Below are 24317 nucleotides of genomic sequence, written 5' to 3'. Positions count from 1 at the left end.
ATTGCCCCCACCGGCCCCTTCGCACATGCACATGGTATGCCAACCATCGAGACTAAAAATTATCATTATATTTCAATATATTAAATCTCCATCCCGACACCCACTCCCTGCCACGCTGTAAAAATTTCCGACTCTTTTCGGCGCTGCGGTATGGTCAAGCGGGATTCCCCGACGGCTTCCGATCCTCTAAGGCTGACAGCGTGCGACGCCTTTCCCCCCTTCTGACACTCGCGTTGATCAGCGCCTGCGCCACCCCGCAGCCGCCCAAGCGGTCCGCCAGCCGCATCACCGTGCAGCCGCCCGCCCCGCCGCCCAAGCCGCCGCAATCCGGCTGGCAGCCCGCCGCCGTGAAGGCAGATGGCGCTGCCGTGCCCGGCGGCCGCCGCCACATCGTGAAGCGCGGGGAAACCGGCCTCGCCATCGCCAAGGCCTATGGCGTGCCATGGGGGCGAATCACCGCCGCCAACAAGCTGGATCGCGATTCGGTGATTCAGGTGGGGCAGGCGCTGTTCATTCCCATCGGCGCGCCGCCGCAACAGGCCAGCCGCACCCAGCCCGGCCAGCCCACGACAGGCCAGTCGCGCCCCACACCGCCCCGAACCGCTCCCTCGGGCGGCTTCGCGCTGGACGTGGACGACGCCATCAGCGGCTCCGCCCCCGCCGCCGAAGCCGGGGCCGCCCGCCCGCAAGTGCCGCCCACGCAAGCCGCCGCCACCGTGCCGCAACTCTCATGGCCGGTGGACGGGCGCGTCATCCTCTCCCGCTATGGACCCAAGGCCGGGGGGCGCTTCAACGACGGCATCAACATCAAAACCACCAAAGGCGCGACCGTGCGCGCCGCCGCAGACGGCGAAGTCGTCTATGTCGGCGATGCCATCACCGGCTTCGGCCTGATGATCCTGATCCGGCACCCCGGCGGCACCGTCAGCGCCTACGGCCACCTCGAAGACGCCCTCGTGGACCGCGGCACCAAAGTCCAACGCGGCCAACCCATCGCCCGCGCCGGCACCAGCGGCTCCGCCAACGAACCGCAACTCCACTTCCAGCTGCGACAAGGCCGACGCACATTGGATCCGGTGTTGTATCTGCCGCGTTGAGCGTTGGAGGCAGGGGGCTTTGCCCCCCGCACCCCCCACAAGGGGCGTGACGCCCCTTGACCCCCGAAGTTTTTGAAAAGGCCCCCCGGCAAGCGCTGGCTGGGAGCCAACATCTGCCGGGGGGCCTTTTCAAAAACTTTGGAGGTGCAGGAGGGTCACCCTCCTGCCGGGGTGCAGGGGCAGAGCCCCTGCCTCCTCCCCTCACCGCATCAGGCTCAACGCCCGGGGCACTGCGCTTCGGCGTTGACGCTGAAGCTGGAGGTGGAGGCGTTGTTGGGGGTGGCCAGTGTGAGGTCGATGCGGCCCGGGGTGCTGGCGCGGGTGGTGAGGCGGATCAGGCGGCAATTGTGTGGGAAGCAATCCTGCGTGTTGGGGTTTTGCGCGGCGGGCACGTTGGCGGCGGTGGAGCGCAGGTGGGTGATGGTGACGGCGGCCGAGGTGGGGGCTGTCAGGGTGACGTCCTGCCAGCCGACGTTGGCGCCGCGGACGGCGATGATATTGTCGATGGTGGGGTTGGTGGGGCATTGCATGGTGGGGCGGGCTTGTCCGGGCACGCCGCGCACGGGGCCGAGCGGCAGGCTGGCGTAGCAGTCGCGCCGGGGTTCGGCGGTTTCCACGCGCACCGGCCCGGGCTGGCGGCAGCGGGTGACGGGTCCGACGGTTTCGGTGACGAAGCCGCGCGGGCAGGTGAAGCCGCGCGGGGTCAGCTGGGCGGGGATCACGTTATCGGGCCCCCGCACTTCGACGCGGGCGGTGGCGGGGAGGGCTGCGCAATGGCTGTTCTGCGCGGCCACGGGGGCGGCCAGCGTGGCGAGGAGGGCGGTGGCGATGAACAGGCGCATTGCGTGATTCTCCATATGCTCGGTTGAGGCTTCATGACCTGTCTCTGGGTGCTTTCCAAGAGCGGCGCGGGGCTGTAGGCGATTTCCCATGTCCGACACGATTGAACCGACCGCGCCCCTGCCCGGGGACGATATTGCGCCCGTGAGCCTCGTGGAGGAGATGCGCACCTCTTATCTCGACTATGCGATGTCGGTGATTGTCGCGCGGGCGTTGCCCGATGTGCGCGACGGGTTGAAGCCGGTGCACCGGCGCATCCTGTTCGGCAGCCATGAAAATGGCTTTGGTTCGGGCAAGCCGTTCCGCAAATCCGCGCGGATCGTCGGTGACGTGATGGGGAAATATCACCCGCACGGCGACAGCGCGATTTACGATGCGTTGGCGCGGATGGCGCAGGACTGGTCGATGCGGCTGACGCTGATCGACGGGCAGGGCAATTTCGGATCGATGGACCCGGATCCGCCGGCCGCCATGCGTTACACCGAGGCGCGGCTGAGCAAGGCGGCGGAAGCGCTGCTGGACGATCTGGACAAGGACACCGTCGACTTCGTCCCCAACTATGACGGGCAGGAGCAGGAGCCGAGCGTGCTGCCCGCGCGCTTCCCCAATTTGCTGGTGAACGGGGCGGGCGGCATCGCGGTGGGCATGGCGACGAACATCGCCCCGCACAATCTGGGCGAAGTGGTGAACGGCTGCCTTGCCTATCTGGACGATCGGGCGATCACGGCGGAAGCGCTGATGGAGTATGTGCCCGCGCCGGATTTCCCGACGGGCGCGCTGATCCTGCGCACCAACGGCATCGCCAGCGCCATGACCACGGGGCGCGGATCGATCCTGATGCGCAGCCGCCATGTGATCGAGGAGCGGCGCGGCACCGGTCAGCAGATCGTGCTGACGGAAATTCCCTATCAGGTGGGCAAGGCCGGGCTGGTGGAGAAGATCGCCGAGGCCGTGAAGGACAAGCGCATCGAGGGCGTGTCCGACCTGCGCGACGAGAGCAACCGCGAGGGCGTGCGCATCGTGCTGGAACTGAAGCGCGACGCGGTGGCGGATGTCGTGCTGAACCAGCTGTGGCGCTATACTCCGGCGCAATCCAGCTTTCCGGCGAACATGCTGGCGTTGCGCGGCGGGCGGCCGGAGCAGCTGAACCTGCGCGACGTGATCGAGGCCTTCATCGCCTTCCGCGAGGAAGTGATCGGGCGGCGTTCGCGCTTCCTGCTGCAGAAGGCGCGGGACCGGGCGCATCTGTTGCTGGGCCTTGTGATCGCGGTTTCGAATCTGGACGAGGTGGTGGCGATCATTCGCGGCTCTGCGTCTCCGGCGGAGGCGCGGGAGAGGCTGCTGGCGCGGCAATGGCCGGTGGCAGAAATCGCCCCCTATCTGAAGCTGGTGGATGATGCCGAGCTGGAGCTGGAGGGCGAGGACCTGACGTCGGGCAGCTACCGGCTGTCTGACGCGCAGGTGCGCGCCATTCTGGACTTGCGGCTGCACCGGCTGACGGCGCTGGGCCGCGACGAGATCGGCGAGGAGTTGAAGGAACTGGCGGCGACCATCGCCGACCTGCTGGAGATTCTCTCCAGCCGGGCGCGGCTGGAGCAGGTGATGCGCGAGGAACTGACCGCCGTGCGCGACCAGTTCGCCACGCCGCGCCGTTCCGAAGTGGTGCAGGCCGACGATGTGGACGATGAGGATCTGATCGCCCGCGAGGACATGGTTGTGACGGTGACGCATTCGGGCTGGATCAAGCGCGTTTCGCTGGACAGTTACCGGGCGCAGAAGCGCGGCGGCAAGGGCCGTCAGGGGATGGCGACCAAGGAAGAGGATGTCATCACCGAGCTGTTCGTGGCGATGACCCACGCGCCGGTGCTGTTCTTCTCCACCTTCGGCAAGGTTTACCGCATGAAGGTGTGGAAGCTGCCCGAAGGCACGCCGCAATCCAAGGGCCGGGCGATGGCGAACCTGCTGCCGCTGGAGCCGGGCGAGACGATCCGCACCGTGCTGCCGCTGCCCGAGGATGAAGCGGAGTGGAGCCAGCTGCACGTGATGTTCGCAACCGCCAAGGGGTTGGTGCGGCGGAACAGCATGGATGCGTTTGCCAATGTTCCGTCCAACGGCAAGATCGCGATGCGCTTCGACGAAGGCTCGGACGACCGGCTGATCGGCGTGACCTTGTGCCACGAAAGCGAGGATATCCTGCTGGCCGCGCGCAGCGGCAAGGCGGTGCGCTTCGAAGTGACGGCGGTGCGCGAATTCCAGAGCCGCACCGCAACCGGCGTGCGCGGCATGGATCTGGAAGATGGCGACGAGGTGATCTCGCTGTCTGTGTTGCGGCGGGGCGGCAACAGCACCGAGGCGCGGGAGCAATATCTGCGCTCGGCTGCGTGGAAATCCGAACCGGCGACGCTGGAAGGGCTGGAACTGGCGCAGTTCGAGCAGATGGCGGCGAACGAGCAGTTCATCCTGACCATCACCGCCAACGGCTATGGCAAGCGCAGTTCGGCCTATGAGTATCGGCGCACCAACCGGGGCGGCAAGGGGATCGTGAACATCGACACTTCTGCGCGGAATGGCGAAGTGGTGGCGAGCTTCCCGGTGGAGCCGGCCGAGCAGCTGATGCTGGTGACGGATCAGGGCAAGCTGATCCGTATGCCGGTGCGTGACATCCGCATCGCCGGGCGGGCGACGCAGGGTGTGACCTTGTTCAAGGTGGCGGATGCCGAACATGTCGTTTCCGCCGCGCGGATTCGCGAGAGCGATGATGAGGATGAGGGCGAAGGCCCGGCGGACGAGTCCGGCGCACCCGAAGCGGAGGCTGCGCCCGAATGATGCTGGTGCCCGAATGACGTTGGTTCTGGGCATTGAGTCGAGCTGCGACGAAACCGCTGTTGCGCTGGTGACGGCGGACGGGCGGGTACTGGCGGAGCGCATCGCCAGTCAGGAGGCCGAGCATCGGCCATTTGGCGGTGTGGTGCCGGAACTGGCGGCGCGGGCGCATGCCGAACGGGTGGGGCCGATGGTGCAGGCCGTGCTGGCGGACGCCGGGCTGGCGCTGAGCGATGTGGACGCCGTGGCGGCGACGGCGGGGCCGGGGCTGGTCGGCGGCGTGATGGTGGGGCTGGTGACGGGCAAGGCGCTGGCTTTCGCTGCTGATAAGCCCTTGTGGGGGGTGAATCATCTGGAGGGGCACGCGCTGTCGCCCCGGCTGGTCGCGCCCGAATTGCAGTTTCCCTATCTGCTGCTGCTGGTCTCCGGCGGGCATTGCCAGTTGATCGCGGTGGAGGGCGTGGGGGCTTACCGGCGGCTGGCGACCACCATCGACGATGCCGCAGGCGAAGCGTTCGACAAGGTGGCGAAGATGCTGGGGCTGGGCTTTCCCGGCGGCCCGGCGGTGGAAATTGCGGCCCAGCATGGCGACCCGAAATCGGTTCCGCTGCCGCGCCCGCTGCTGGGGTCCGGCGAGCCGCATTTCAGCTTTGCCGGGCTGAAGACCGCGGTGCTGCGCGCGGTGGACAGCGGGCGATATGCGGTGCCCGATATCGCCGCCAGCTTTCAGGCGGCAGTGACCGATTGTCTGGCGGATCGCACGACCCGCGCGGTCCGGGCGATGCCGGATGCAACGGCGCTGGTGGTGGCTGGCGGGGTGGCTGCCAACAAGGCGGTGCGCGCCGCGCTGGAGGCGGTTGCCGTGCAACATGGCCTGCCCTTCATCGCCCCGCCGTTGAAGCTGTGCACGGACAACGCCGCGATGATCGCATGGGCCGCGCAGGAACGAATTGCCGCCGGACTCGCGCCGGAGCCGGACCCACAGGCCCGTCCGCGCTGGCCGCTCGATCTTTCGGCAGAACCCGTTCGAGGAGCAGGGGTTAAGGCATGATCGCAGTTATCGGTGCGGGTGCATGGGGCACGGCGCTTGCCAATGCCATGGCGCAGGGTGAGGATGTGCTGATCTGGGCGCGCGAGCCGGATGTGGTGGCGTCCATCAACAGCGATCATAGCAATCCGCTGTTTCTGCCGGGTGTTGAGTTGAGCGCGCGGGTGCGGGCGACCACCGATCTGAGGGATCTGGCCGGGATCGATCTGTGGCTGGTGGTGCCGCCTGCGCAGTTTCTGGGGCGGGTGCTGGGCTCGGCTCCGCTGGAGGCCAAGCCGACGCTGGTCTTGTGCGCCAAGGGGATCGAGGCGGGGTCGCACCGGCTGATGGCGGAGGTGGCGGCCGAAGCTGCGCCGGGTGCGCCGCTGGCGGTGCTTTCCGGCCCCAGTTTCGCGGCGGAAACCGCACGCGGGCTGCCGACGGCGGTGACGCTGGCGGCGGCGAGCGAGGGACAGGCGGCTGCTCTTGCCGAGCGGATCGCGCGGCCGACCTTCCGGCCTTACGCCTCTGACGATATCGTCGGCGCGGAGATCGGCGGCGCGGTGAAGAATGTGCTGGCGATTGCCTGCGGCGTGGCGATCGGCGCGGGGTTGGGCGAAAATGCCCGCGCCGCCATCATCGCGCGCGGCTTTGCGGAAATGACCCGCTTCGGCGTGGCGCGCGGGGCGCGGGCGGAAACGCTTGCGGGGCTGTCGGGCCTTGGCGATCTGGTGCTGACGTGCGGCAGCACGCAATCGCGCAACATGCGGCTGGGGATGGCGCTTGGCGAAGGGCAGACGGCCGAGCAGGCGCTGGCCGGAAAACTGTCTGTCGCGGAAGGCGCGGCGACGGCTCCGGTGCTTGCCGAGGCTGCCGCGAAGGCCGGCGTGGACATGCCCATTTCGGCCGCCGTCGCCAGCCTGCTGGCCGGGCAGGCCACCGTGCCGGAGGTGATGGACCGGCTGCTGAACCGGCCGCTGCGCGCGGAAGTCCGCTGAACGCGCAGCACGGGCGGCGCGGTGCCCGGATGACGCTGGCGGCCTATGTGCACCGGCGGAACGGGGTTCCGCTGGGGGCGCGAGGCTCGATGCGGAACATGCTGCAGCGGTCGCTCGGGGCCACCAGCTTCGCCGGTTTCTGGCGGCACTGGAACCCGATCTGGAGCTATGGCCTCTCCCGTTTCGTTTTTACGCCGCTCAACGGCTGGCTGCCACCTGCAGCCGCGCTCGTTGCTACCTTCCTTGTCAGCGGGCTGATCCATGATGCCGTGATCATGGCCGTTCGAGGCCAGCCCGCGCTGCTGTTCACGCCATGGTTCCTGCTGATGGCGCTGATCCTGCTGCTGGGCGAGGCACGGCGCTGGAACTTCGCCCGTCTGCCCGGCCCGGCGCGGGCGGCGATCATCATGGCTTATGCGGGCGGCACATTGGCAATCGCGGTCAGGATGGATCGCGGCCTTCAGGGCTGGCTTGCCGGGGCACCGTAACGGGATCGCCACTCATTTGTCATCCTGAGGTCATCGCCCCCAGATATAGCGCGCAGGCAATCGCCCACCCACAAGCCTGAGGGGCATTGCATGGCCAGCATCGCCAGACTGGAAGATGGTTCGAGAGCGTATCCCCGGCTGGCGTCTTTGCCGACGCCACCATGGCTGGATGCGCCCGACGAGGAGGAACCGAAGCGCAAGCTGAAGTTCCGCACCGTGTTCATTTCCGACACGCACCTTGGCACATCCGGCTGCAATGCCGAGCTGCTGTTCGATTTCCTGAAATCCATCGAGTGCGAGACGCTCTATCTGGTGGGTGACATCATCGACGGCTGGCGGCTGAAGCGCGGCTGGTTCTGGCCGACGCGTCACAATGACGTGGTGCGGCGGGTGCTGAAGATGGCGAAGAAGGGCACGCGCGTCGTCTATGTGCCGGGCAACCATGACGAGGTGCTGCGCGACTTCATCGGCCTTGGGTTCGGCGATATCGAAATCCGGCCCGAGGCCGTTCACATCACCGCCGATGGCCGCAAGCTGCTGGTGCTGCACGGCGACGAGTTCGACGGGGTGGTGCTGTATCACCGCTGGCTCGCCTTCGCGGGCGACCATGCCTATGTCGCGCTGCTGAAGCTGAATATCGGCTTCAACTGGTGCCGTCGGCAGTTCAACCTGCCTTACTGGTCCCTTTCGGCCCACATGAAAAAGCGGGTGAAGAACGCGGTGGAGTTCATCTGCCGTTACGAGGAAGCCGTGGCCCATGCCGCCAAGGAACGGGGGGCCGATGGCGTGGTGTGCGGGCATATCCATTCCGCCGAAATCCGCCAGTTCGGCGACATCACCTATTACAACGACGGCGACTGGGTGGAGAGCTGCACGGCGCTGGTGGAGCATGCCGACGGGCATATGGAAATCCTCGACTGGGCCGAGCGGGTGCGTGCCGAGGCGAACGCCGGGCAGCCGCTGAAGCTGCGGAAATCGAAGGGCGAACTGGTGCCCGTGGCATGAACAGCCTCGCGCTGGTATCCGACGCATGGTCGCCACAGGTGAATGGCGTGGTGCGGACGTTGCAGACCACCGCCGGGATGCTGGCAGAGCGCGGCTGGGCGGTGACGGCGATCACGCCGGACAAGTTCCGATCCATGCCTTGCCCCACCTACAAGGAAATCCGGCTGGCGATGACGCGGCCCGGTGCTGTCGGGCGGATGATCGAGGCGAGCGGCGCGGGCGCGGTGCATATCGCCACTGAAGGCCCGCTGGGGCTGGCGGCGCGGCGGCATTGCCTGCGCACGGGGCGGCCCTTCACCACCAGCTTTCACACCCGTTTCCCCGATTATCTGAACGCGCGCTTCCACCTGCCGGTTTCGCTGAGCTGGCGTTACCTGCGCTGGTTCCACGGCCCCGCGCGCGCGGTGCTGGTGGCGACCCCCCGGCTGGCGGCGGAACTGAACGGGCATGGTATTGCGCAGACGCGGCTGTGGTCGCGCGGGGTGGATCTGTCCCGCTTCCGGCCGAACTTGCCTGCGCCGGAGGCCTATCATGCGTTGCCGCGCCCCATCCTGCTGAACGTGGGGCGGGTGGCGGTGGAGAAGAATATCGAGGCGTTTCTGGCCGCCGATGCGCCGGGATCGAAGGTGGTGGTGGGCGACGGCCCGGCGCTGGCGGGCCTGAAGGCGCGCTTCCCCGACGCCCTGTTCATGGGGGCTTTGGCGGGCGAGGAACTGGCGCGCGCCTATGCAGGCGCAGACCTGTTCGTGTTCCCCAGCCGCACCGACACCTTCGGGCTGGTGCTGGTGGAGGCGATGGCCGCCGGGTTGCCGGTGGCCGCCTATCCGGTGGCAGGCCCGCTGGATGTGGTGGGTGACAGCGGCGCAGGCGCGCTGAACGAGGATCTGGGTGCAGCAATCGCGCAGGCGCTGCGCATCCCGCGCGCGGCCGCCATCCTGCATGCGCAGGGCTTCAGCTGGGATGCCGCCGTGAGCCAGTTCGAAGCGGCGGTGGCGGATTGCCTTGAAGCAACGCTGCGGCCGAAGCGCGGATTGCTGCGCCGGGGGCCTGCCCAAAAAATGGGGCCGGCCGCAGGCTGACGCCCGCGAACCGGCCAGGGTTCAGGAAGGAACTTGCAAGATATGAAGGCTGGCCGACGTGGCGGTTGCCGCGGCTGCCCGGCCTTTGTGATCGCGGGTTTCTGCCGTGCAGAAACCCGCGACCGGATCAGAATTTGGCGGTGATCCCGAAGGAGATCAGGCGGCCGATGTCATATTTGTTGTTGTAGACCGTGCTGTCGCCCAGCGTCTGGCTTTCGCGGTAGCCGGTGCCGAGGATGTTGCGGACTTCGAGCTTCAGTTCCAGCGGCGTCTTGCCGATGGAGACTTCCTCCCGCGCGACGAAATCGAGGCGGACGCCGGGGCGTTCGATGAGATCGGGCGTGTCGCCAAGGCCGCGCTGCGTCACGCGATCCGAGGCGTAGGACAGCAGGATCGTCTGTTCCGACAGCTTTTCCTGATTTTGCAGGCCCAGTTGCAGGTTGGCGACATGATCCGACTGGCCTGTCAGCGGCGCGCCGTCGCGGAAATAATCCGACGCCGGGGCGTCTGCCCCGCCGCCGCCCGGCGGACGGGTGGTGTCGCCGTCGGACACTTTGATCTTCGAATCCGTGAAGGTGTAGTTGGCGCTGGCAAAGATGCGGCGATCCGCGAAGAAACCGCTTCCACCCAGTTCGAAATATTTCTGCACTTCGGCTTCAAGGCCATAGAGTTCGGCCTTGGGGGCGTTGGCGAAGGTGGTCGTCAGCGCGCCGCCGTTGTTGAACGAGATGGTTTCGATGGGCTTGTCGATCTTCTTGTAGAACGCGCCCAGCGTCAGCCGCTCGTCGCGGCCGATATACCATTCATAGCGGCCTTCCACGTTCAACAGCTCGGAATCGACCAGATAGGGGTTGCCGAAGCTGGTGCGGTCCGTGTCGGTGTCGGTGTAGGTTTGCGCCGCGAGTTCGCGGAATTGCGGGCGGGCGATGGTTTTCGAAATCGCGAAGCGCCCCTGCATGTCTTCCGCGAAATTCCATGTGAGCGTCACGCCCGGCAGCCAGTAGCTGTTGTCCAGATTGGTGCTGCCGCTGACTTCGCCGGTGCCGAACAGGTCGACCGGCGTCACATATTGCTTCGCCGTTTCATAGCGGACGCCGGCCGTCAGCCGGAAACCGTCGAACAGTTCCGCTTCCACCTGCCCGTACCCGGCGTGGATCGTCAGCCCGGCGTCATATTTCGCCACGCCTGCCGCCGCGCTGACTTCGGTGAGGTAGATATCGAACATCTGGATGTTGAACGGGGAGAGCAGGAAATCCGGCCGCTGCTGGCTGACGCCCACCGGCAGCACGTCGGCCGACTGGTAGCGGAAGTCGCGGCGGGTGGAGGTGCGGCTGTTGTCGGTATAGGCATAGCCCGCAGACAGGGTGATCGGGCGTTCGGTGGACAGCGTGTAGCCCACGTCCGCCGCACCGGCCCACACCTGATCCTCCAGCTTGGAGAAGGCGATGGTGGAGCTGGTGCCGCCGGTGCGCAGATCGTTGAAATAGCTGTCGATCACCGGATCGTAGCGATAGCTGTTCATCCGCTCATAGGGGCTGTCGCGGCGCGACTTGGCGTAGGTGCCGCGCAGGCCGAGCTTCCAGCTGTCCCATTTGAACTCGCCCACGAGCGAAGTGGAGAACAGCTGCCGCTCGAACCAGCTGGTGTAGTTCTTGTTGACCGGGTCTTCGCCGATGCCGACGTCGATGCCGTCCTGAATGCGGGCTTCCTTCAGCACGTCGCGGATATAGACGTTGGTGAAGCGGATGCGGTGTTCGCCGAATTCATAGCCCACGCCCAGCAGGCCGTTCAGCTGGATGCGGTTTTCCGTGGAAAGGAAGCGGAAATCCTGATCGGGGTTGATCACCTGATTACCAGACCCATCCACCGAAATGCCGAAGGTGGTCTGCTGCAGGCCGCCGCGCGTCTGCCAGCTGTTCGACCAGCTGACGCTGCCGATGACGCCGAGCCTGTCTTCGCCGATGTCCCATGCGGTGCCGCCGGTAACGCCCAGCGACATGTTGACAGGGATGGTGTCGTTCGACTGGATGAGGTTGGTCTGCTCGTTGTTGAGGCTCATCGTGATCGTCTTCAGCTCGTCGAGCGTGAAGTTCGAACGGCTGAGTGCGCGGCCCGAGTTGAGCGCCGCGTTGAGCGGGGTGGGGATGCTGCGGGTGCCGCTGTCGAAGCTCGTCCAGTCTGACCGGGAACCGCGATAGGTGTAGCCCAGCTGGCCGGTGGTGACGGTGTCGCCCGACAGCGAGCCGGAAAGGTTCAGGAACGGCTCGTCCGGGATGGCCTTGGTGGTGAGGTTGATGACGCCGCCGCCGAACTCGCCGGGGAAATTGGCGGAGTAGGACTTCTGCACCATGGTGGAGGCGAGCAGATCGGTCGGGAAGATATCCAGCGGAACGACGCGCTTCAGCGGTTCCGGTGAGGGGATCGGCAGGCCGTTCAGCAGCGCCAGCGAATAGCGTTCGCCAAGGCCGCGCACATAGACATATTTGCCGCCGACGACGGAGAGGCCGGTCACGCGCTTCAGGGCGCCCGCGATATCGCCTTCGCCGGTGCGAGCCATGTCTGCGGCGGACAGCACCGAGACGACCGACGGCGTGGCGCGGATCACGTTCGGGATGTAGCGGCCGACGACGACGATATCCTCTGCGTCCATCCCGCCTGCGCCCGGTGCGGACACATCGACATCCTGATCATCATCTGCCGGAGTTGGCTGGGCTGGCGCGGGCTGGGCCTGCGCATGAAGCGGAGCGGCCGCAACGACAGTCCCGAGCGCCGAGGTGGCGAGGAGCAGCCGGGCCAGGATCGACGTGGTCATCTGGGTATCCCCCTGAATTGGCCGGACCCGGGGCGACAGAAGGCCGCCCCGGATCCGTATTTTTTCGACTTACTGGATCGGCGTGGGGGCGACGGTGCAGGCAGGCGTGCTGCCGCCCAGACCGCATGTCCAGCCGTTGTACCAGGTGTCGCTGCTGCCGCTGAACGCGCCGATGTAGGACGTGTTGGTGAAGAAGCTGTTCGCGCCGTTGGCGTTGAACGGCGTGACCGCCAGCTCGTTCGCACCGGGGAACCAGGTGCCCGTCAGGGTGCTGGTGCCGGTGAGCACGTTGTTGCGGCCGGTTTCAGACAGGATATCCGTGACTTGCTGCGTGGTCACGCCGCCCGACCCGTTGGCGGCACCGCCGGCGCAGGCCATGAACACCGAGCGCAGGTTCGGCGGGCCGACCTTGTCGTTGGCGGAGTCCGTGGTGATGGTGAAGGCGTCGGCGAACTGCACGCAGGCGCCCTGATCCTTCTGGATCACCGAGTTCCAGACGTTGAAGTCCGTGCCGCCGCGGAACAGCAGGCCGTTCGGCGCGCGGCGACCGATGAAGCTGATGTTGGCGAAGGTGGGCCGCGAGCGCGGCGAGCGCAGATCGAAGCCGGTGGTTTCCGCCTCGATCATGCGGTCCCCGCCGCCGGAGCGCTGATAGACGAGGCCGAACTGGATGTTGCCGCGATAGCCGAAATCGGTGTCGAGGCTGTCATCATCCGCGCCGGTGATCACGACATAGCGGTGGTTCACCCGGCCGCCGAACCATTCGATGCCGTCATCCGAGCTGTTGTGGACCTGAATATTCTCCGCGAAGGTGCCGGAGCCGACGCCTGCAAAGGTGATGCCGTTCAGCTCGTTGTTGGTGGAAACTTCGAAGCCCGGATAGCGGACCTGCACATAGCGCAGACGACCGGAGTTGTCGGTGGGCGTCGCGCCGCCGTAGAAGCCGCCCGCGCCTTCCACCTGGCTTTCGCAGTTCACGCTGCCGCCGGTGATACCGGAACCGATGCAGGTGTGGATCGGTGCGCGGCCGAGGATGACGAGACCGCCCCACTGGCCGATCGCATTGTCGCCCGCCGTGCCTTCCATGTTGGTGCGGCTGGTGAACACGATCGGGCGGGTGGCGGTGCCTTCGGCGAAGATCTGCGAGCCGCGCTCGATCAGCAGGAAGTCCGCGCCGGAGGCCCCGAAGATGACGACGCCCGGTTCGATGGTGAGGATGCCCTGCGCGCCGTTCGGCTTGTCGCCCGCGCCGCCGATGTCGCGGCCGATGCGCACGCCGCCGTTCAGTGAATAGACGAGGTTCGCCGTGTAGCGCAGCAGCAGGTTGCCGGTGATCACGCCCGAGAGCTGGCAGTTGCGCATTTCGGTGCCGCCGACGCTGATGGTGCCGACGTTGGAGGTGCCGGTGGGGCAGTCCGTCGGGGTGGGCGTGGGGGTGGGAGTCGGCGTGGGTGTCGGGGTGGGCGTCGGAGTCGGGGTGGGCGTCGGCGGGACGACGATGACGCCGTCGCCGGGGGAGGCCACGTCGGTGGCGCCGGAGCAGGCGGCGAGCGCCACGGCCGACCCGAGCAGAAGCAGGGCACGAAGTTGTGACATGGAAATCCCCTTTTGGATTGTAAATTCCGGGTGCGGGGCCGCCCCTGTGACGACCCTGCGGACGGCGCCCCTCTAAACGGGGCTGATGTCAGTCGGATTTCGGAGGGGTTTCATTCATGTTTCGGAAAAGTTGCAGAATCGTGTCACACAACGGCGGACGAGCCTGCCAGTTCCGCAAGCAAGGCTTCATCGGTGCCGTGAGAGACACCTTCCCTGCCAATTTCGATCAGCACTGGAACCGAAAGCGGGCTGACCCCCTCCAGATGCCGCACGATCAGTTGCGACTCGGCGCGGTCGATCAGGCTGCGCAGCCGGTCCAGATCGGTGAGGCGGGCGCTGGCCTCTGTCCATGCGGCATCCAGCAGCAGGTGGCCCGGTTCATGCCGTTGCAGCACATCATAGATCAGATCGGTGGAGACGGTCATGGCGCGGCCGCTCTTGCGCTGGCCCGGCTGCTGCCGCTCCACCAGCCCTGAAACGATGGCGACATCGCGGAAGGCGCGGCGCAGGAAGGGGGTGGCGGCGATCCAGCTTTCCAGCTCCTCGGCGATGATGTCGCCGGACAGCAGGTCCGCCGGATCGGCAATCGGTTCCAGCCCCCACAGGCCCAGCACATAATCGGTGGCGACGAAGCCCAGCGGTTTCAGCCCGCGCTTTTCCATGCGCTGCGTCAGCAGCATGCCCAGTGACTGGTGGGCGTTGCGGCCTTCGAAGCCATAGAGGATGAGATAATGATGTTCGTCCCGCATGAAGGTTTCCGCCAGCAGCCGGTCTGCCGGGGGGAGGATGGAGCGCTGTTGTTGCAGGTGCAGCCAATCCTGCACGTCATCCGGCATGCGCTGCCATTCGGCCGGGTCCGCCAGCATCGTCCGCACCCGCCGGGCGAGGTTGGTGGACAGCGGCATCCGCCCGCCCGCATAGGTGGGGATGGAGGCGGAGCCGCGCCCCAGCCGGGTGTAAAGATCGGATTCGGATGCGCCGATCACTTGCAGCACTTGGCCTGCGAACAGGAAACTGTCCCCCACGCGCAGCTGGCTGGCGAACCATTCCTCGATCTGCCCCAGCGCCCGGCCGCGACCGAGGCGGACCGTCATGGTGGGCGCTTCCACGATCACGCCCGCGTTCAGCCGGTGTTGCAGCGCCAGCCGGGGGTGGCGCAGCCGCCAGTGGCCGGGGCTGTCCTCCACCAGCCGGGCGTAGCGATCATAGGCGCGCAGGGCATAGCCGCCGGTGGAGACGAACTGCAAAAGCCGATCAAACTCGGCGCGCGGAAGGTCGCGATAGGGGGCGGCGGCACGGATTTCCGCGAACAGCGCGTCGGCCTGAAACGGGCCGGAAATCGCCACGCCCATCACATGCTGGGCCAGCACGTCCAGCCCGCCGGGGCGCATCGGCTCGGCATCCAGCTCCCCGGCGTGCACGGCGTCCAGCGCGGCCAGCGCCTCCAGATATTCGAAGCGGTTGCCGGGCACGATGACGGCGCGGCTGGCTTCGTCCATGCGGTGATTGGCGCGGCCCACCCGTTGCAGCAGCCGCGCCGCGCCCTTGGGCGCGCCCATCTGGATCACCAGATCGACATCGCCCCAGTCGATCCCCAGATCGAGGCTGGAGGTGGCGACCACGGCACGTAAGCGGCCCGCCGCCAGCGCCGCCTCCACCTTCAGCCGCGCCTCCATCTCCAGCGAGCCATGGTGGATACCGATGGGCAGTTGGTTGTCGTTCACGGCCCACAGATCGTTGAAGATCAGCTCCGCCAAAGAGCGGGTATTCACGAACACGATCGCCTGCCGCGCGCCTTCGATCAGCTTCACCACCTCGCGTGCGGCATGGCGGCCGTTGTGACCGGACCATGGGATGCGGCCATCGGGCACGAGGATGCGGATATCCGGCGGCACGGCCGCCTCGCCCTCAACGATCAGCGCGTCGCCACCCGGTGCCAGCCAGTCCGCCATCGCGGCCGGGTCCGCCACGGTGGCAGACAGGCCGACCAGCCGCAGCGCCGGGTTCAGCCGCCGCATCCGCGCGGCGGCAAGCGCCAGCAGATCGCCGCGCTTGCTGTTGGCGAAGGCGTGAATCTCGTCGACGATCAGCGTCTCAACCGTTTCCAGCATCCGCTCGGCATCGGGCCATGTGAGCAGCAGGCTGAGGCTTTCCGGCGTTGTGAGCAGGATGTCGGGCGGGTTTTCCCGTTGCCGCTTCTTCGCGTCTGATCCGGTGTCCCCGGTGCGGGTTTCCACCTTCAGCGGCAGCTTCGCCTCGCGGATGGGGAGCAGCAGGTTGCGCTCCACGTCAGCCGCCAGCGCTTTCAGTGGGGAGACATAAAGCGCCTTCAGACCGGGACGTGGCCCCTGTTCCGCCGCTGCCGCCAGAACCGGGAGGAAGCCCGACAGCGTTTTCCCGGCCCCGGTGGCCGCCACCAGCAGCGTGTGCCGCCCGGCCCGCGCCGCCGCCAGCATCTCCATCTGGTGCCGGCGCGGCTGCCAGCCGCGCGTGGCGAACCAGCCGGCGAGCTGGGGCGGGAGATCGTCAGCGCCTGTCACGGTGAGGATAGTGGGGATCGCAAAGGCTGTTTGCTAGCGGGGATCGACCTTGCGGAAGCCCTGCCCATCCGGCGCGTCGACGGGCGCGAGCAGGCTTCCCCGAATCAGCAGCGGCCAATCCTGAAAATCCCGCACGCCGGTATCCGCCGGATCGAAGCGGAAGCGATAGCGGCGGGCCGTGGCGATATCGACCGGGAACGACGGCGAGGCGATATCGAACACCGGCACTTCGAAGCGGACGGACACGGGTATGCGGGAATCGAGGTCTGCTTCCAGCCATTCGTTCAGGGTCTGGCCGCGCTCTTCGCTGCCGTCGTTCATCTTCACATAGACGGTGAAGTTGGGAATCGGCTGGCCGCGCGGATTTTCCAGAATCAGCGCGAACACTTTCGGTTCGCCCGGCTCCGCATTCACGATCTCCCATTTCGCCGGGCGGGGCTTCGGCTCCGTCGTCAGCAGGACGCGGTCGCCCTCTTGCCGCCAGACGCCCTCCGCTGTCTCGTCCAGCGCACCATAGGTCAGGGCATAGCTGAAACGCCCGTCGGGCCGCAGTTCGAGGCCGCCGGCTGCCTCTCGCACACCGGTCAGGACATAGTCGCCAGCCAGCGGGGCAGGCCCGGCGGCCGCAAGTGCAAGCGCCGACAGCAGGATGAGGAGGGTGCGCAGCATTTCCACAGGCTGACACAAGCCGGGGGTTCGCGCCAGCGCCTGCGGCCCGAGGGTCAGGGGCGAAGCCGCCGCTCGATCTCCGGCCAGTCCGTATCGAGGATCGCCATCACATGCGTGTCTCGGACATGGCCGGTATGGGTGATCTTGTGGTGGCGCAGCACGCCGTCCCGCGTCGCGCCCAGCTTCAGCACCGCCGCCTGAGAGCGTTCGTTGCGGGCGTCGATGCGGAATTCCACGCGGTGGAAGCCTCGCCCAAACAGGAAATCCAGCATCAGCCATTTGGCGACGCCGTTCACATGGGTGCCGCGCGCGGCGGGGCGGAGGTAGGTGCCGCCCAGTTCGACCACTCCGGGCGTGCGGTCTTCCGGCCAGACGCCGGTGCAGCCCATCACCCGGCCGTTCCACAGTGTTGCCCAGTAACGCCAGCCGTTCGCACCCAGCATCGCGGCCTGCCACCAGAGATCGAAGCCGTCGCCCAACATGGAATGACTGTAGATCTGCCAGATCTCCTGATCCTCCGCAGTGGCGCGGCGAAGCTCATCGGCATGCGCCGGGGCGAGCGGTTCCAGCCGGACATCACCGTGGGAAAGGATCGGCAATGGTTGAGGCAGGCTGGGCATGGTTGCGCTCCCATGGGCTGGCGGGACGGGTGCGACGGCGTGGGCCTCTTGCAATCTCGCTGCTGCGGCGTAAGCAGGCGGCGACTGAAATCACAAGCCCCCCTCTGGGGTGCCCCGTCTGGAGTGCTTGGCGAATGGTGGAGGAGACACCATCTGCCTGGCAAGTGAAGGTCGCGATTGGGGAGACAGGAATGGGCGAGCAAAGCGCCAGCCTGAAGGAACAACTGGCCTGGGTGAATGTCACCTCGGTGAAGGATATCCGTGCCGCCGCCGAGGCGCTCAGGGACATCGCCTGGGATCGCGCGAACCTGCGCGTTGCACTGACGGACAATATCGCCAGCAAGAACCCGCTGATGGACGAGGACGGGGCCATTCTGGCCTCTGAGGTGTTCGGCTGGAACGCCCCGGACGAGCGCTGGTGGGCCGATACAAGGCTGGCGCTGTCGTCGCCGCTGCCGCGTGCCTGCCGTTATGAATCGGAGCCCTTCTGGGTGAATGCGGACGGCTTCCGCACCAGCCAGCCCAATCGCTATCTTGAGGCAATCGACCTTTCCAACTTCGAAAAGCGCACCAACACCAAATCGGCCATCGTGATCCCCGTGCACCTGCCCTTCGGGCAGATCGGCATCGCCTCTTATGGCGTGGCGGACCCGGATCGCAGCGACCTGACGGCGGAGTTCGAGGAGCATGCCGACGAGCTGTATATCCTGACGCACCGCTTCGTGGCGGGCTGCGTGAAGGCGCTGCGCAAGCGCCAGTGGCTGCCGGCGGACAGCCAGTTGACCAAGCGCGAGGTGGAGTGCCTGCGCTGGGCCTCCATCGGCAAGACGGACAAGGAGATTTCCATGATCCTTGGCCGCAGCCATGCGACGGTGCGCTTCCATATCCAGAATGCGGGCGAGAAGCTGGACGCGGTGAACCGCAGCCAGACCATCTTCAAGGCGGCGCAGCTGGGCTATCTGGGTTACGCCGCCTGAGATTGCCCCGCGGGATTATGGCACTCGAAGGGCTGGAATAATCGGCACGTCCTGCTAACCTTCCAAACGGGAGGAAATTCTATGACGTTGATTGTGCGCCTGATCATCGGCCTTGTGGGGCTGTTCAATGTGGCCGTGGGGCTGATGTTTCTGTTGAACCCGGCCCGGATGGGGCCGGAATTCGCGCTGTCTCCGCTGGGAAGTCAGGGGCTGGCGACCATGCGGGCGGACTTTTCCGCCTTCTTTCTGGTGGGCGGGCTGTTTGCCCTGCTGGGCGCGATCCGCACGGACCCGTCGCCGCTGAAGGTGCCGCTGCTGCTGCTGGCGATCGCCCTGTTCGGGCGCACGCTGAGCCTGATTCTGGATGGAACCGCCCCCACCGCCTATCCGCCGATGCTGGTGGAAGCGGTGATGATCGCGCTGCTGCTGCTGGGGCAGTGGGTGTTTGCCCGCGCCCGGCAATCAAAGGCACGGTAAGCAAGGAACGGAAGGGGCCGGGGCGCTTGCGCCACCGGCCCCTTCGTTTCAGCGCTTCGCCTTCACCACCACGCCGTCAGCCGACGACAGGCTGAGCACGCCGCCCGCCACGGAGTAGCTGGCGACGCTTTCCAGCGACTTCAGGAACAGCCCTTCCTGCTGCATCAGCGGATCCGGGCAGGCCATCATGGTGGAAGCCATTTGCGAGAAGGTCAGCTTCAGGCCATCGGGGGCGATGGTGTAGCCGCCCATGAAGCGGTTGCAGCTGCCCGCGCCCGAAACCCGGCCATCCTCGAACTTGATGCTGGGGGTGGAGCCGGGAACGATGGGCTTGCCGGCGATTTCAAACACCGTCCACTCCGCGCCCTGCAGCGCCGCGCCGCCTGTGGGGGCGGCCGCTGCGGGCTTGGTTTCCGGCGTGGAGGTGGAGGCGCAGGCGCCCAGGCTTCCGATTGCCGCTGTCATGGCGAGTCCGATCAACAAGTTGCGCACGCTTTGTTCTCCGCTCAAGGGTTTACGCCTGATAGCATAGGCTGCGGCGCGGCGGGAACAGCCAGTTTTGCCGCACGGATTTGCGCCTGCACTTCCAGCAGCGCGGCCTGCGGCGTGACGATGGTGCCGGAGCGCGGCCTGTCCAGATCGGCGATCAGCAGCAGGACCAATGTGAGCAGCAGGATCAGTTCGGTGGAGGCCATGAAATGCGCCCCGATCAGCCGCCCGCTGACATAGCCGATCAGGATCAGGCTCGCCACGGGGAACAGGATCAGCAGCGCCACCAGCGTGGGCGGCAGCCGGTTGGCGAGCGCTGCGTCGCGCACCATCGCGGCATCGAACATGGCGTTCGCGCTTTCCACCAGCAGCATGCGCACCGCCGTATCGGGCACCTGCGGCCCCACGGCCATCATATGCTTCCACACCCGTTCGGCCACCTTGCCGGTTTCGGCATGCGCCTTCAGCACCGCCTCGCTGGTTTCGCCCATGCGGCCCACCGCGAGTCGCGCCTCTACATAGCGATCCAGTTCGTCCAGCGTGGTGGCGCGCAGCGCGGGCGGCATCAGATCTGTGCGGTAAACGAAGGTGCCGATGGCATTGCCTTCGTTCAGCGTGGCGGCGCGGCGGCCGTCATAGCGGCTGACCGCCATGGAAACGGTGAAGCCCAAAAGCAGCGCCAGCAGGCCGAGCGAGGCCGAGACGATGAACGCCGGATCGCTCTTGTCCTCGGGCGTTGCTGCCTTGCCCGCCCGTTCGCGAAGCCAGCGGCCAAGCGCGGCCGCCGACCAGAACAACAGCATCAGAATCAGCCCCAGCAGCCACAGCGGGGCGGCTTCCATCGCCCGGAACAGCGACTCCACCGGGGCCGTTCCTTACTTCTTCAGGCTGTCGCGGATTTCGCGCAGCAGCAGCACATCTTCCGGCGTCGGCGGCGCGGGCGGCTCCATCTTGGCGAAGAAGCGGTTGGCATTCTTCACGATCAGGAACACCGCGAAGGCCAGAATCAGGAAGTTGATGACCGCCGTGAGGAAGGCCCCATAGCCCAGCATCGGCACCCCGGCCGCCTTCAGCGCGGCATAATCGACGGCCTTGCCCTGAAGTTCGGCGGGAATCGGGCCGAGGCGGAGATAATTTTCGGTGAAGTCCGCGCTGCCCGTCAGCAGCGAGAGCACGGGCATGATCACATCGCCCGTGAGAGAGCTGACGATGGTGCCGAACGCGCCGCCGATGATCACACCGACTGCGAGGTCGAGCACATTGCCCCGCATGATGAATGCCTTGAATTCGTTGAGCATCGAGACCCCCTTTTCAATACGCGCGCCAACAGAGCCCAGCGCGCGCCGGAGTGCAAGCGCAAAAGCGCATGCATTCCGGCGACTTGCTCTTGACGCGAACGCTGCTTCAGCGGCAAGTCTGCGCCCGGATTAACCAACCCCCGGGGGTCAAAATCATGCGTGTCGTTCGTCTTGCCCTGCCGCTGCTCGCCGCGCTCTCGCTCAGCGCCTGCGGCATCAACTCCATTCCTACCAAGGAAGAAGGCGTGAACGCCGCCTGGGGCGAAGTGGAGAATCAGTATCAGCGCCGGGCCGACCTGATCCCGAACCTCGTTTCCACCGTGCAGGGCTATGCCAAGCAGGAGCAGGCAGTGCTGGTGGGTGTGACGGAAGCGCGCGCCAAGGCGACTTCGGTGCAGCTGAACCCCGGCGACCTTTCCGATCCGGCCAAGGTGGCCGCCTTCAGCCAGGCGCAGGACGGTCTCTCCTCCGCGCTGTCCCGCCTGATGGTGGTGGTGGAAAAATACCCCGAGTTGAAGTCGGACCAGAATTTCCTCGCGCTGCAATCGCAACTGGAGGGCACGGAAAACCGCATTTCCGTCGCCCGGCGCGACTATAACGAGGCGGTGCGCGTGTATAATGTGGAAATCCGCACCTTCCCGGCGATCATCGCCGCCAAGACCATCTATGGCGCGTCACCCAAGGAACCCTTCAAGGCCACCGCCGCGAACGCAGAGACCGCGCCGCAAGTGAAGTTCTGACGATGCGGCGCCTGCTGGCGCTGCTGCTGTTGCTCCTCGCCGCGCCCCTTGCGGCGCAGGAGTTTCCGGCGCTGTCCGGCCGGGTGGTGGATGCCGCGAACATCCTGCCGCCCGAGATCGAGGCGCAGATCAGCGCCAGATCAGAAGCGGTGGAGAAGCAGACCGGCGCGCAGCTTGTGGTGGCCACGGTTCCCAGCCTCGATGGGCTGGAGATCGAGGATTATGGCTATCGGCTGGGGCGGCACTGGGGGATTGGCCAGAAACGGCAATCCTCCGCCAGCGGCCCGGCGAGTGGTGACAATGGCGTGATCCTGCTGGTGGCCCCCAACGAGCGCCGGGTGCGGATCGAGGTGGGTTACGGGCTGGAGCCGGTGCTGACGGATGCGCTGTCTTCGGTGATCATCCAGCGCGCGATCATCCCCGCATTCAAGGCGGGCGACATGCCGGCTGGGGTGCTGGCGGGCTTTGACGCCATCGCCAAACAGGTGGAACTGCCGGCCGATCAGGCCGCGCAGAATGTGGCCAATGCCGAGCAGCAGGCGGCGGCCGGGGGGGAGGAAGGCTTCCCCATAGGCCTCGTCATCTTCCTCATCATCCTGTTCATCTGGTTCGTGATGGCTTCACGGCGGACGAAGGGCGGGCGGCAGGCGCGCCGCGGCGGCCCGATCGTGATCTGGGGCCCCGGCGGCGGCTGGGGTGGTGGCGGCGGTGGTGGCTGGGGCGGCGGAGGCGGCGGCTTCGGCGGCGGCGGCGGCAGCTTTGGCGGCGGGGGAGCCAGCGGCGGATGGTAGCCCTGACCGAACATGATCATGGCCGGATCGAAACCGCCATTTCCACAGCCGAGGCGATGACCTCCGGCGAGATCGTCTGCACGCTCTCCACGGAACGGCACCGCTATGTGGAATGGGTGCTGGCGCTGGCGGCGCTGATCGCCTTCCTGCTGCCCGTGCTGCTGACGCTGGCGGGCTATGGCCCCAGCTTCTGGGCGGCGGCGTTCGGGCTGTGGCGCGAGCACCAGCTGACGGACTGGCAGACGGTGGAAATCTTCGCGCTGATGCAGGTCGTCACACTGGCGCTGGCGACGCTGGCGCTGTGGTGGTCTCCGCTGGCGCAGCGCTATGCGCCGCTGTCGATCCGGCGGGAGCGGGTGCATGAAATCGCCCTGAAGCAGTTCCTCACCCGCGGCATCCACCTGACGGAGGCGCGCACCGGCGTGCTGATCCATGTGTCGGTGGAAGATCATGTGGTGGAAGTGATCGCCGACGAAGGCATCTATCGCCGGGTGGAGCCGGAGCATTGGGGCGACGCCGCAGCCGTGCTGCTGGCCGGGCTGAAAAGCGGCGACCCGACGCAGGGCTTCATCAACGCAATCGGGCTGGTGGGCGGCGTGCTGGCCACCTACTTCCCGCCCACGCCAGACAATCCGGACGAACTGCCGAACCGGCTGATGATCGTGTAATTTCGCCCTTCCCGTTCTCCTGCGTCGACTTCGGCCGATGCTGAATGGGTGCTGCTGGCACCGTATATGCCGCCGCCTGTGGGGCGGAGTTGAGTATACTGTCCCCGGAATTCCCCTCGTTGTGGTACTTTCCCGTCGCAGTCTGATAGACACCTGCGCGCCAGATACTTGCCAGTACCGAGGTTCACGGCTTAGGTTCTATGCGGAGGAGATGCCTACCTATGAGAAGGATCTGCACCGCCATGCTGGCGATGCTGGCAATGACAATCACGCCTGCGAACGCGCAGGAACGATGGACCCACGCCGCCAGCGGAACGTCGTTTCCCGAGGCATTCGAGACTCAGGCGCTCGTCAAGCGACTTGATCTCGGCACCCCTAACGACACTGTCATTGACTACGAGGCGGCAACCGGAACAGAGTCGACCCCACATTCCCCAAGTAAATCGCTGATTTTGCTGTCAGGATCTCAATATTTCCGATATAAATCATGGTGTTGATGGCCGTGAGGGGCGCGTTTGATGGATCACCCAGAGGGTGCGGGTTCGAAGCGGGCAGATCGGGTCGAGTTCGACCGCCGGGTGCATGTGGAGTTCCGAGGTGCGCAGCTCAGTTCCGACGGCGGCCTGCTGGTGATGCGCGAGCTGGATGACGCGCTCGGGCTGTCCGATCTGGCGGCAAAAGCATTGCGCGACACCCGGCGCGGCAAGAACACGGTCCACCGGCTTGACGGGTTGTTCCGGCAATCGGTGTTCGGGCGACTGGCCGGATACGAGGATGTGAACGACGCCGACCGCCTGGCCCTCGATCCGGTGATGCGCCAGGTCGTGGGTGGAAGGGCTGTCGATGCGCAAGCGGCCTCGGCCTCGCAGATGGGACGGTTCGAGACCGAGACACTGGCACAGCCCGAGAACCGTGCCGCGCTGGCCGACCTGAATGGCCAATGGATCGACCGTTTCCATGACCGTAACGGGCTGAAGTACATCGTTCTGGACATGGACAGTTCGGTCAGCCCCACCCATGGCGATCAGGAGGGCGCGGCCTGGAACGGGCATTTCGACTGCACCTGCTATCACCCGAACTTTTTGTTCAACCAGTTCGGCATGCTGGAGCGCTGCGCCTTGCGCCATGGCAACGTCCACAGCGCCGATGGCTGGCGGGACGTTCTCGACCCCGTCATCGCCCGCTACGCGGAGCGCGACCTTTGCGGCCGGTTCTTCCGGGCTGACGCCGCCTACGCGATCCCCGCGATCTATGAGCGGCTGGAAGAAGCCCGATTCTTCTAC

General features: G+C 66.4%; 22 protein-coding genes and 1 pseudogene. 14 read left to right on the top strand and 9 right to left on the bottom strand.

Annotated features, from left to right (window positions below):
* Positions 1-200 precede the first annotated feature (200 nt).
* Positions 201-1097 carry a M23 family metallopeptidase gene (locus FJQ54_RS14085; protein WP_140929063.1) on the top strand — a complete coding sequence of 299 codons (897 nt, stop codon included), beginning with the start codon at positions 201-203 and terminating at the stop codon, positions 1095-1097.
* A 215-nt stretch (positions 1098-1312) separates the two neighbouring features.
* On the opposite strand, the gene FJQ54_RS14080 is transcribed toward FJQ54_RS14085, so the two are convergent.
* A complete protein-coding gene (locus FJQ54_RS14080; RefSeq protein WP_140929062.1) occupies positions 1313-1939 on the bottom strand; it encodes a hypothetical protein in 627 nt (208 codons plus the stop codon).
* Positions 1940-2027: 88 nt separating this feature from the next.
* Here FJQ54_RS14080 and gyrA point away from each other — a divergent pair, with 88 nt between their 5' ends.
* The 6 genes from gyrA (at position 2028) to FJQ54_RS14050 (ending at position 9357) form a co-directional block, all read left to right on the top strand.
* Positions 2028-4763, top strand: a complete 2736-nt coding sequence (gene gyrA, locus FJQ54_RS14075; protein WP_140929061.1) for a DNA gyrase subunit A — start codon at positions 2028-2030, stop codon at positions 4761-4763.
* Between the two features lie 13 nt (positions 4764-4776).
* On the top strand, positions 4777-5811 hold the full coding sequence (gene tsaD, locus FJQ54_RS14070; protein WP_140929060.1) for a tRNA (adenosine(37)-N6)-threonylcarbamoyltransferase complex transferase subunit TsaD: 1035 nt from the start codon (positions 4777-4779) through the stop codon (positions 5809-5811).
* A complete protein-coding gene (locus tag FJQ54_RS14065; protein WP_140929059.1) occupies positions 5808-6785 on the top strand; it encodes an NAD(P)H-dependent glycerol-3-phosphate dehydrogenase in 978 nt (325 codons plus the stop codon). The genes tsaD and FJQ54_RS14065 overlap by 4 nt, the downstream gene beginning before the upstream one ends.
* A gap of 29 nt (positions 6786-6814) precedes the next feature.
* Positions 6815-7273: an MBOAT family O-acyltransferase gene (locus FJQ54_RS14060; RefSeq protein ID WP_140929058.1), complete on the top strand. Its 459-nt coding sequence runs from the start codon at positions 6815-6817 to the stop codon at positions 7271-7273.
* A 90-nt stretch (positions 7274-7363) separates the two neighbouring features.
* The gene (locus FJQ54_RS14055) at positions 7364-8278 is read left to right on the top strand and encodes a UDP-2,3-diacylglucosamine diphosphatase (RefSeq protein WP_140929057.1); all 915 of its coding nucleotides are present in this window, start codon (positions 7364-7366) and stop codon (positions 8276-8278) included.
* Positions 8275-9357: a glycosyltransferase family 4 protein gene (locus FJQ54_RS14050; RefSeq protein ID WP_140929056.1), complete on the top strand. Its 1083-nt coding sequence runs from the start codon at positions 8275-8277 to the stop codon at positions 9355-9357. Before FJQ54_RS14055 ends, FJQ54_RS14050 begins: the two co-directional genes overlap by 4 nt.
* 127 nt (positions 9358-9484) lie before the next feature.
* Here FJQ54_RS14050 and FJQ54_RS14045 read toward each other — a convergent pair whose 3' ends face one another.
* From FJQ54_RS14045 to FJQ54_RS14020, 5 genes are all read right to left on the bottom strand, one after another.
* Positions 9485-12169, bottom strand: coding sequence for a TonB-dependent receptor domain-containing protein (locus FJQ54_RS14045; protein WP_140929055.1), 2685 nt, complete (start codon positions 12167-12169; stop codon positions 9485-9487).
* A gap of 69 nt (positions 12170-12238) precedes the next feature.
* Positions 12239-13765 (bottom strand): hypothetical protein, encoded by a 1527-nt coding sequence (locus FJQ54_RS14040; protein ID WP_181160180.1) that lies wholly within the window; start codon positions 13763-13765, stop codon positions 12239-12241.
* A gap of 143 nt (positions 13766-13908) precedes the next feature.
* Positions 13909-16305 (bottom strand): ligase-associated DNA damage response DEXH box helicase, encoded by a 2397-nt coding sequence (locus FJQ54_RS14030; protein ID WP_140929052.1) that lies wholly within the window; start codon positions 16303-16305, stop codon positions 13909-13911.
* Positions 16306-16338: 33 nt separating this feature from the next.
* Positions 16339-16974, bottom strand: a complete 636-nt coding sequence (locus tag FJQ54_RS14025) for a hypothetical protein (protein ID WP_140929051.1) — start codon at positions 16972-16974, stop codon at positions 16339-16341.
* A 53-nt stretch (positions 16975-17027) separates the two neighbouring features.
* A complete protein-coding gene (locus FJQ54_RS14020) occupies positions 17028-17594 on the bottom strand; it encodes a GNAT family N-acetyltransferase (protein WP_140929050.1) in 567 nt (188 codons plus the stop codon).
* Between the two features lie 191 nt (positions 17595-17785).
* On the opposite strand from FJQ54_RS14020, the gene FJQ54_RS14015 reads away from it, so the two are divergent.
* Together FJQ54_RS14015 and FJQ54_RS14010 are read left to right on the top strand one after the other, a co-directional pair.
* Positions 17786-18571 (top strand): helix-turn-helix transcriptional regulator, encoded by a 786-nt coding sequence (locus tag FJQ54_RS14015; protein ID WP_140929049.1) that lies wholly within the window; start codon positions 17786-17788, stop codon positions 18569-18571.
* Between the two features lie 81 nt (positions 18572-18652).
* Entirely contained in the window at positions 18653-19048 is a 396-nt protein-coding gene (locus tag FJQ54_RS14010) for a DUF4345 family protein (protein WP_140929048.1), read from the top strand.
* Between the two features lie 48 nt (positions 19049-19096).
* Here the strand turns inward: FJQ54_RS14010 and FJQ54_RS14005 are convergent, their stop codons facing one another.
* The 3 genes from FJQ54_RS14005 to mscL are packed head-to-tail and all read right to left on the bottom strand — an operon-like array spanning position 19097 to position 20835.
* A complete protein-coding gene (locus tag FJQ54_RS14005; RefSeq protein WP_140929047.1) occupies positions 19097-19513 on the bottom strand; it encodes an META domain-containing protein in 417 nt (138 codons plus the stop codon).
* Between the two features lie 41 nt (positions 19514-19554).
* On the bottom strand, positions 19555-20400 hold the full coding sequence (locus FJQ54_RS14000; protein ID WP_140929046.1) for a bestrophin-like domain: 846 nt from the start codon (positions 20398-20400) through the stop codon (positions 19555-19557).
* Between the two features lie 12 nt (positions 20401-20412).
* On the bottom strand, positions 20413-20835 hold the full coding sequence (gene mscL, locus FJQ54_RS13995) for a large conductance mechanosensitive channel protein MscL (protein ID WP_140929045.1): 423 nt from the start codon (positions 20833-20835) through the stop codon (positions 20413-20415).
* Positions 20836-20990: 155 nt separating this feature from the next.
* Here mscL and FJQ54_RS13990 point away from each other — a divergent pair, with 155 nt between their 5' ends.
* The 5 genes and pseudogenes from FJQ54_RS13990 to FJQ54_RS13970 form a co-directional block, all read left to right on the top strand.
* The gene (locus FJQ54_RS13990; RefSeq protein WP_140929044.1) at positions 20991-21575 is read left to right on the top strand and encodes a LemA family protein; all 585 of its coding nucleotides are present in this window, start codon (positions 20991-20993) and stop codon (positions 21573-21575) included.
* Positions 21576-21577: 2 nt separating this feature from the next.
* A complete protein-coding gene (locus FJQ54_RS13985; protein ID WP_140929043.1) occupies positions 21578-22366 on the top strand; it encodes a TPM domain-containing protein in 789 nt (262 codons plus the stop codon).
* Entirely contained in the window at positions 22360-23034 is a 675-nt protein-coding gene (locus FJQ54_RS13980) for a TPM domain-containing protein (protein WP_140929042.1), read from the top strand. The genes FJQ54_RS13985 and FJQ54_RS13980 overlap by 7 nt, the downstream gene beginning before the upstream one ends.
* Before the next feature lie 242 nt (positions 23035-23276).
* Complete coding sequence (locus tag FJQ54_RS13975; protein WP_140929041.1) at positions 23277-23531, top strand: hypothetical protein; 255 nt, start codon at positions 23277-23279, stop codon at positions 23529-23531.
* 21 nt (positions 23532-23552) lie between these two features.
* Positions 23553-24317, top strand: a pseudogene (locus tag FJQ54_RS13970) (IS1380-like element ISKpn23 family transposase); the annotation flags it as partial.

It is taken from the genome of Sandaracinobacter neustonicus (assembly GCF_006385875.1).
GTDB lineage: Bacteria > Pseudomonadota > Alphaproteobacteria > Sphingomonadales > Sphingomonadaceae > Sandaracinobacteroides > Sandaracinobacteroides neustonicus.
The sequence above is the reverse complement of the archived record's forward strand: the minus strand, read 5'-3'. Positions and strand labels throughout refer to the sequence as shown.

What these genes read in the sequence shown, in the direction of transcription:
- FJQ54_RS14005 (WP_140929047.1), bottom strand. Translation starts at nt 19,513, where the DNA reads ATGACAGCGGCAATCGGAAGCCTGGGCGCCTGCGCCTCCACCTCCACG.
- FJQ54_RS14015 (WP_140929049.1), top strand. Translation starts at nt 17,786, where the DNA reads ATGGGCGAGCAAAGCGCCAGCCTGAAGGAACAACTGGCCTGGGTGAAT.
- gyrA (WP_140929061.1), top strand. Translation starts at nt 2,028, where the DNA reads ATGTCCGACACGATTGAACCGACCGCGCCCCTGCCCGGGGACGATATT.
- FJQ54_RS14020 (WP_140929050.1), bottom strand. Translation starts at nt 17,594, where the DNA reads ATGCCCAGCCTGCCTCAACCATTGCCGATCCTTTCCCACGGTGATGTC.
- FJQ54_RS13975 (WP_140929041.1), top strand. Translation starts at nt 23,277, where the DNA reads ATGCTGGCGATGCTGGCAATGACAATCACGCCTGCGAACGCGCAGGAA.
- FJQ54_RS14065 (WP_140929059.1), top strand. Translation starts at nt 5,808, where the DNA reads ATGATCGCAGTTATCGGTGCGGGTGCATGGGGCACGGCGCTTGCCAAT.
- FJQ54_RS14060 (WP_140929058.1), top strand. Translation starts at nt 6,815, where the DNA reads ATGACGCTGGCGGCCTATGTGCACCGGCGGAACGGGGTTCCGCTGGGG.
- FJQ54_RS14055 (WP_140929057.1), top strand. Translation starts at nt 7,364, where the DNA reads ATGGCCAGCATCGCCAGACTGGAAGATGGTTCGAGAGCGTATCCCCGG.
- FJQ54_RS14080 (WP_140929062.1), bottom strand. Translation starts at nt 1,939, where the DNA reads ATGCGCCTGTTCATCGCCACCGCCCTCCTCGCCACGCTGGCCGCCCCC.
- FJQ54_RS14010 (WP_140929048.1), top strand. Translation starts at nt 18,653, where the DNA reads ATGACGTTGATTGTGCGCCTGATCATCGGCCTTGTGGGGCTGTTCAAT.
- FJQ54_RS14045 (WP_140929055.1), bottom strand. Translation starts at nt 12,169, where the DNA reads ATGACCACGTCGATCCTGGCCCGGCTGCTCCTCGCCACCTCGGCGCTC.
- FJQ54_RS14025 (WP_140929051.1), bottom strand. Translation starts at nt 16,974, where the DNA reads ATGCTGCGCACCCTCCTCATCCTGCTGTCGGCGCTTGCACTTGCGGCC.
- mscL (WP_140929045.1), bottom strand. Translation starts at nt 20,835, where the DNA reads ATGCTCAACGAATTCAAGGCATTCATCATGCGGGGCAATGTGCTCGAC.
- FJQ54_RS13980 (WP_140929042.1), top strand. Translation starts at nt 22,360, where the DNA reads ATGGTAGCCCTGACCGAACATGATCATGGCCGGATCGAAACCGCCATT.
- tsaD (WP_140929060.1), top strand. Translation starts at nt 4,777, where the DNA reads ATGACGTTGGTTCTGGGCATTGAGTCGAGCTGCGACGAAACCGCTGTT.
- FJQ54_RS14050 (WP_140929056.1), top strand. Translation starts at nt 8,275, where the DNA reads ATGAACAGCCTCGCGCTGGTATCCGACGCATGGTCGCCACAGGTGAAT.
- FJQ54_RS14040 (WP_181160180.1), bottom strand. Translation starts at nt 13,765, where the DNA reads ATGTCACAACTTCGTGCCCTGCTTCTGCTCGGGTCGGCCGTGGCGCTC.
- FJQ54_RS13985 (WP_140929043.1), top strand. Translation starts at nt 21,578, where the DNA reads ATGCGGCGCCTGCTGGCGCTGCTGCTGTTGCTCCTCGCCGCGCCCCTT.
- FJQ54_RS13990 (WP_140929044.1), top strand. Translation starts at nt 20,991, where the DNA reads ATGCGTGTCGTTCGTCTTGCCCTGCCGCTGCTCGCCGCGCTCTCGCTC.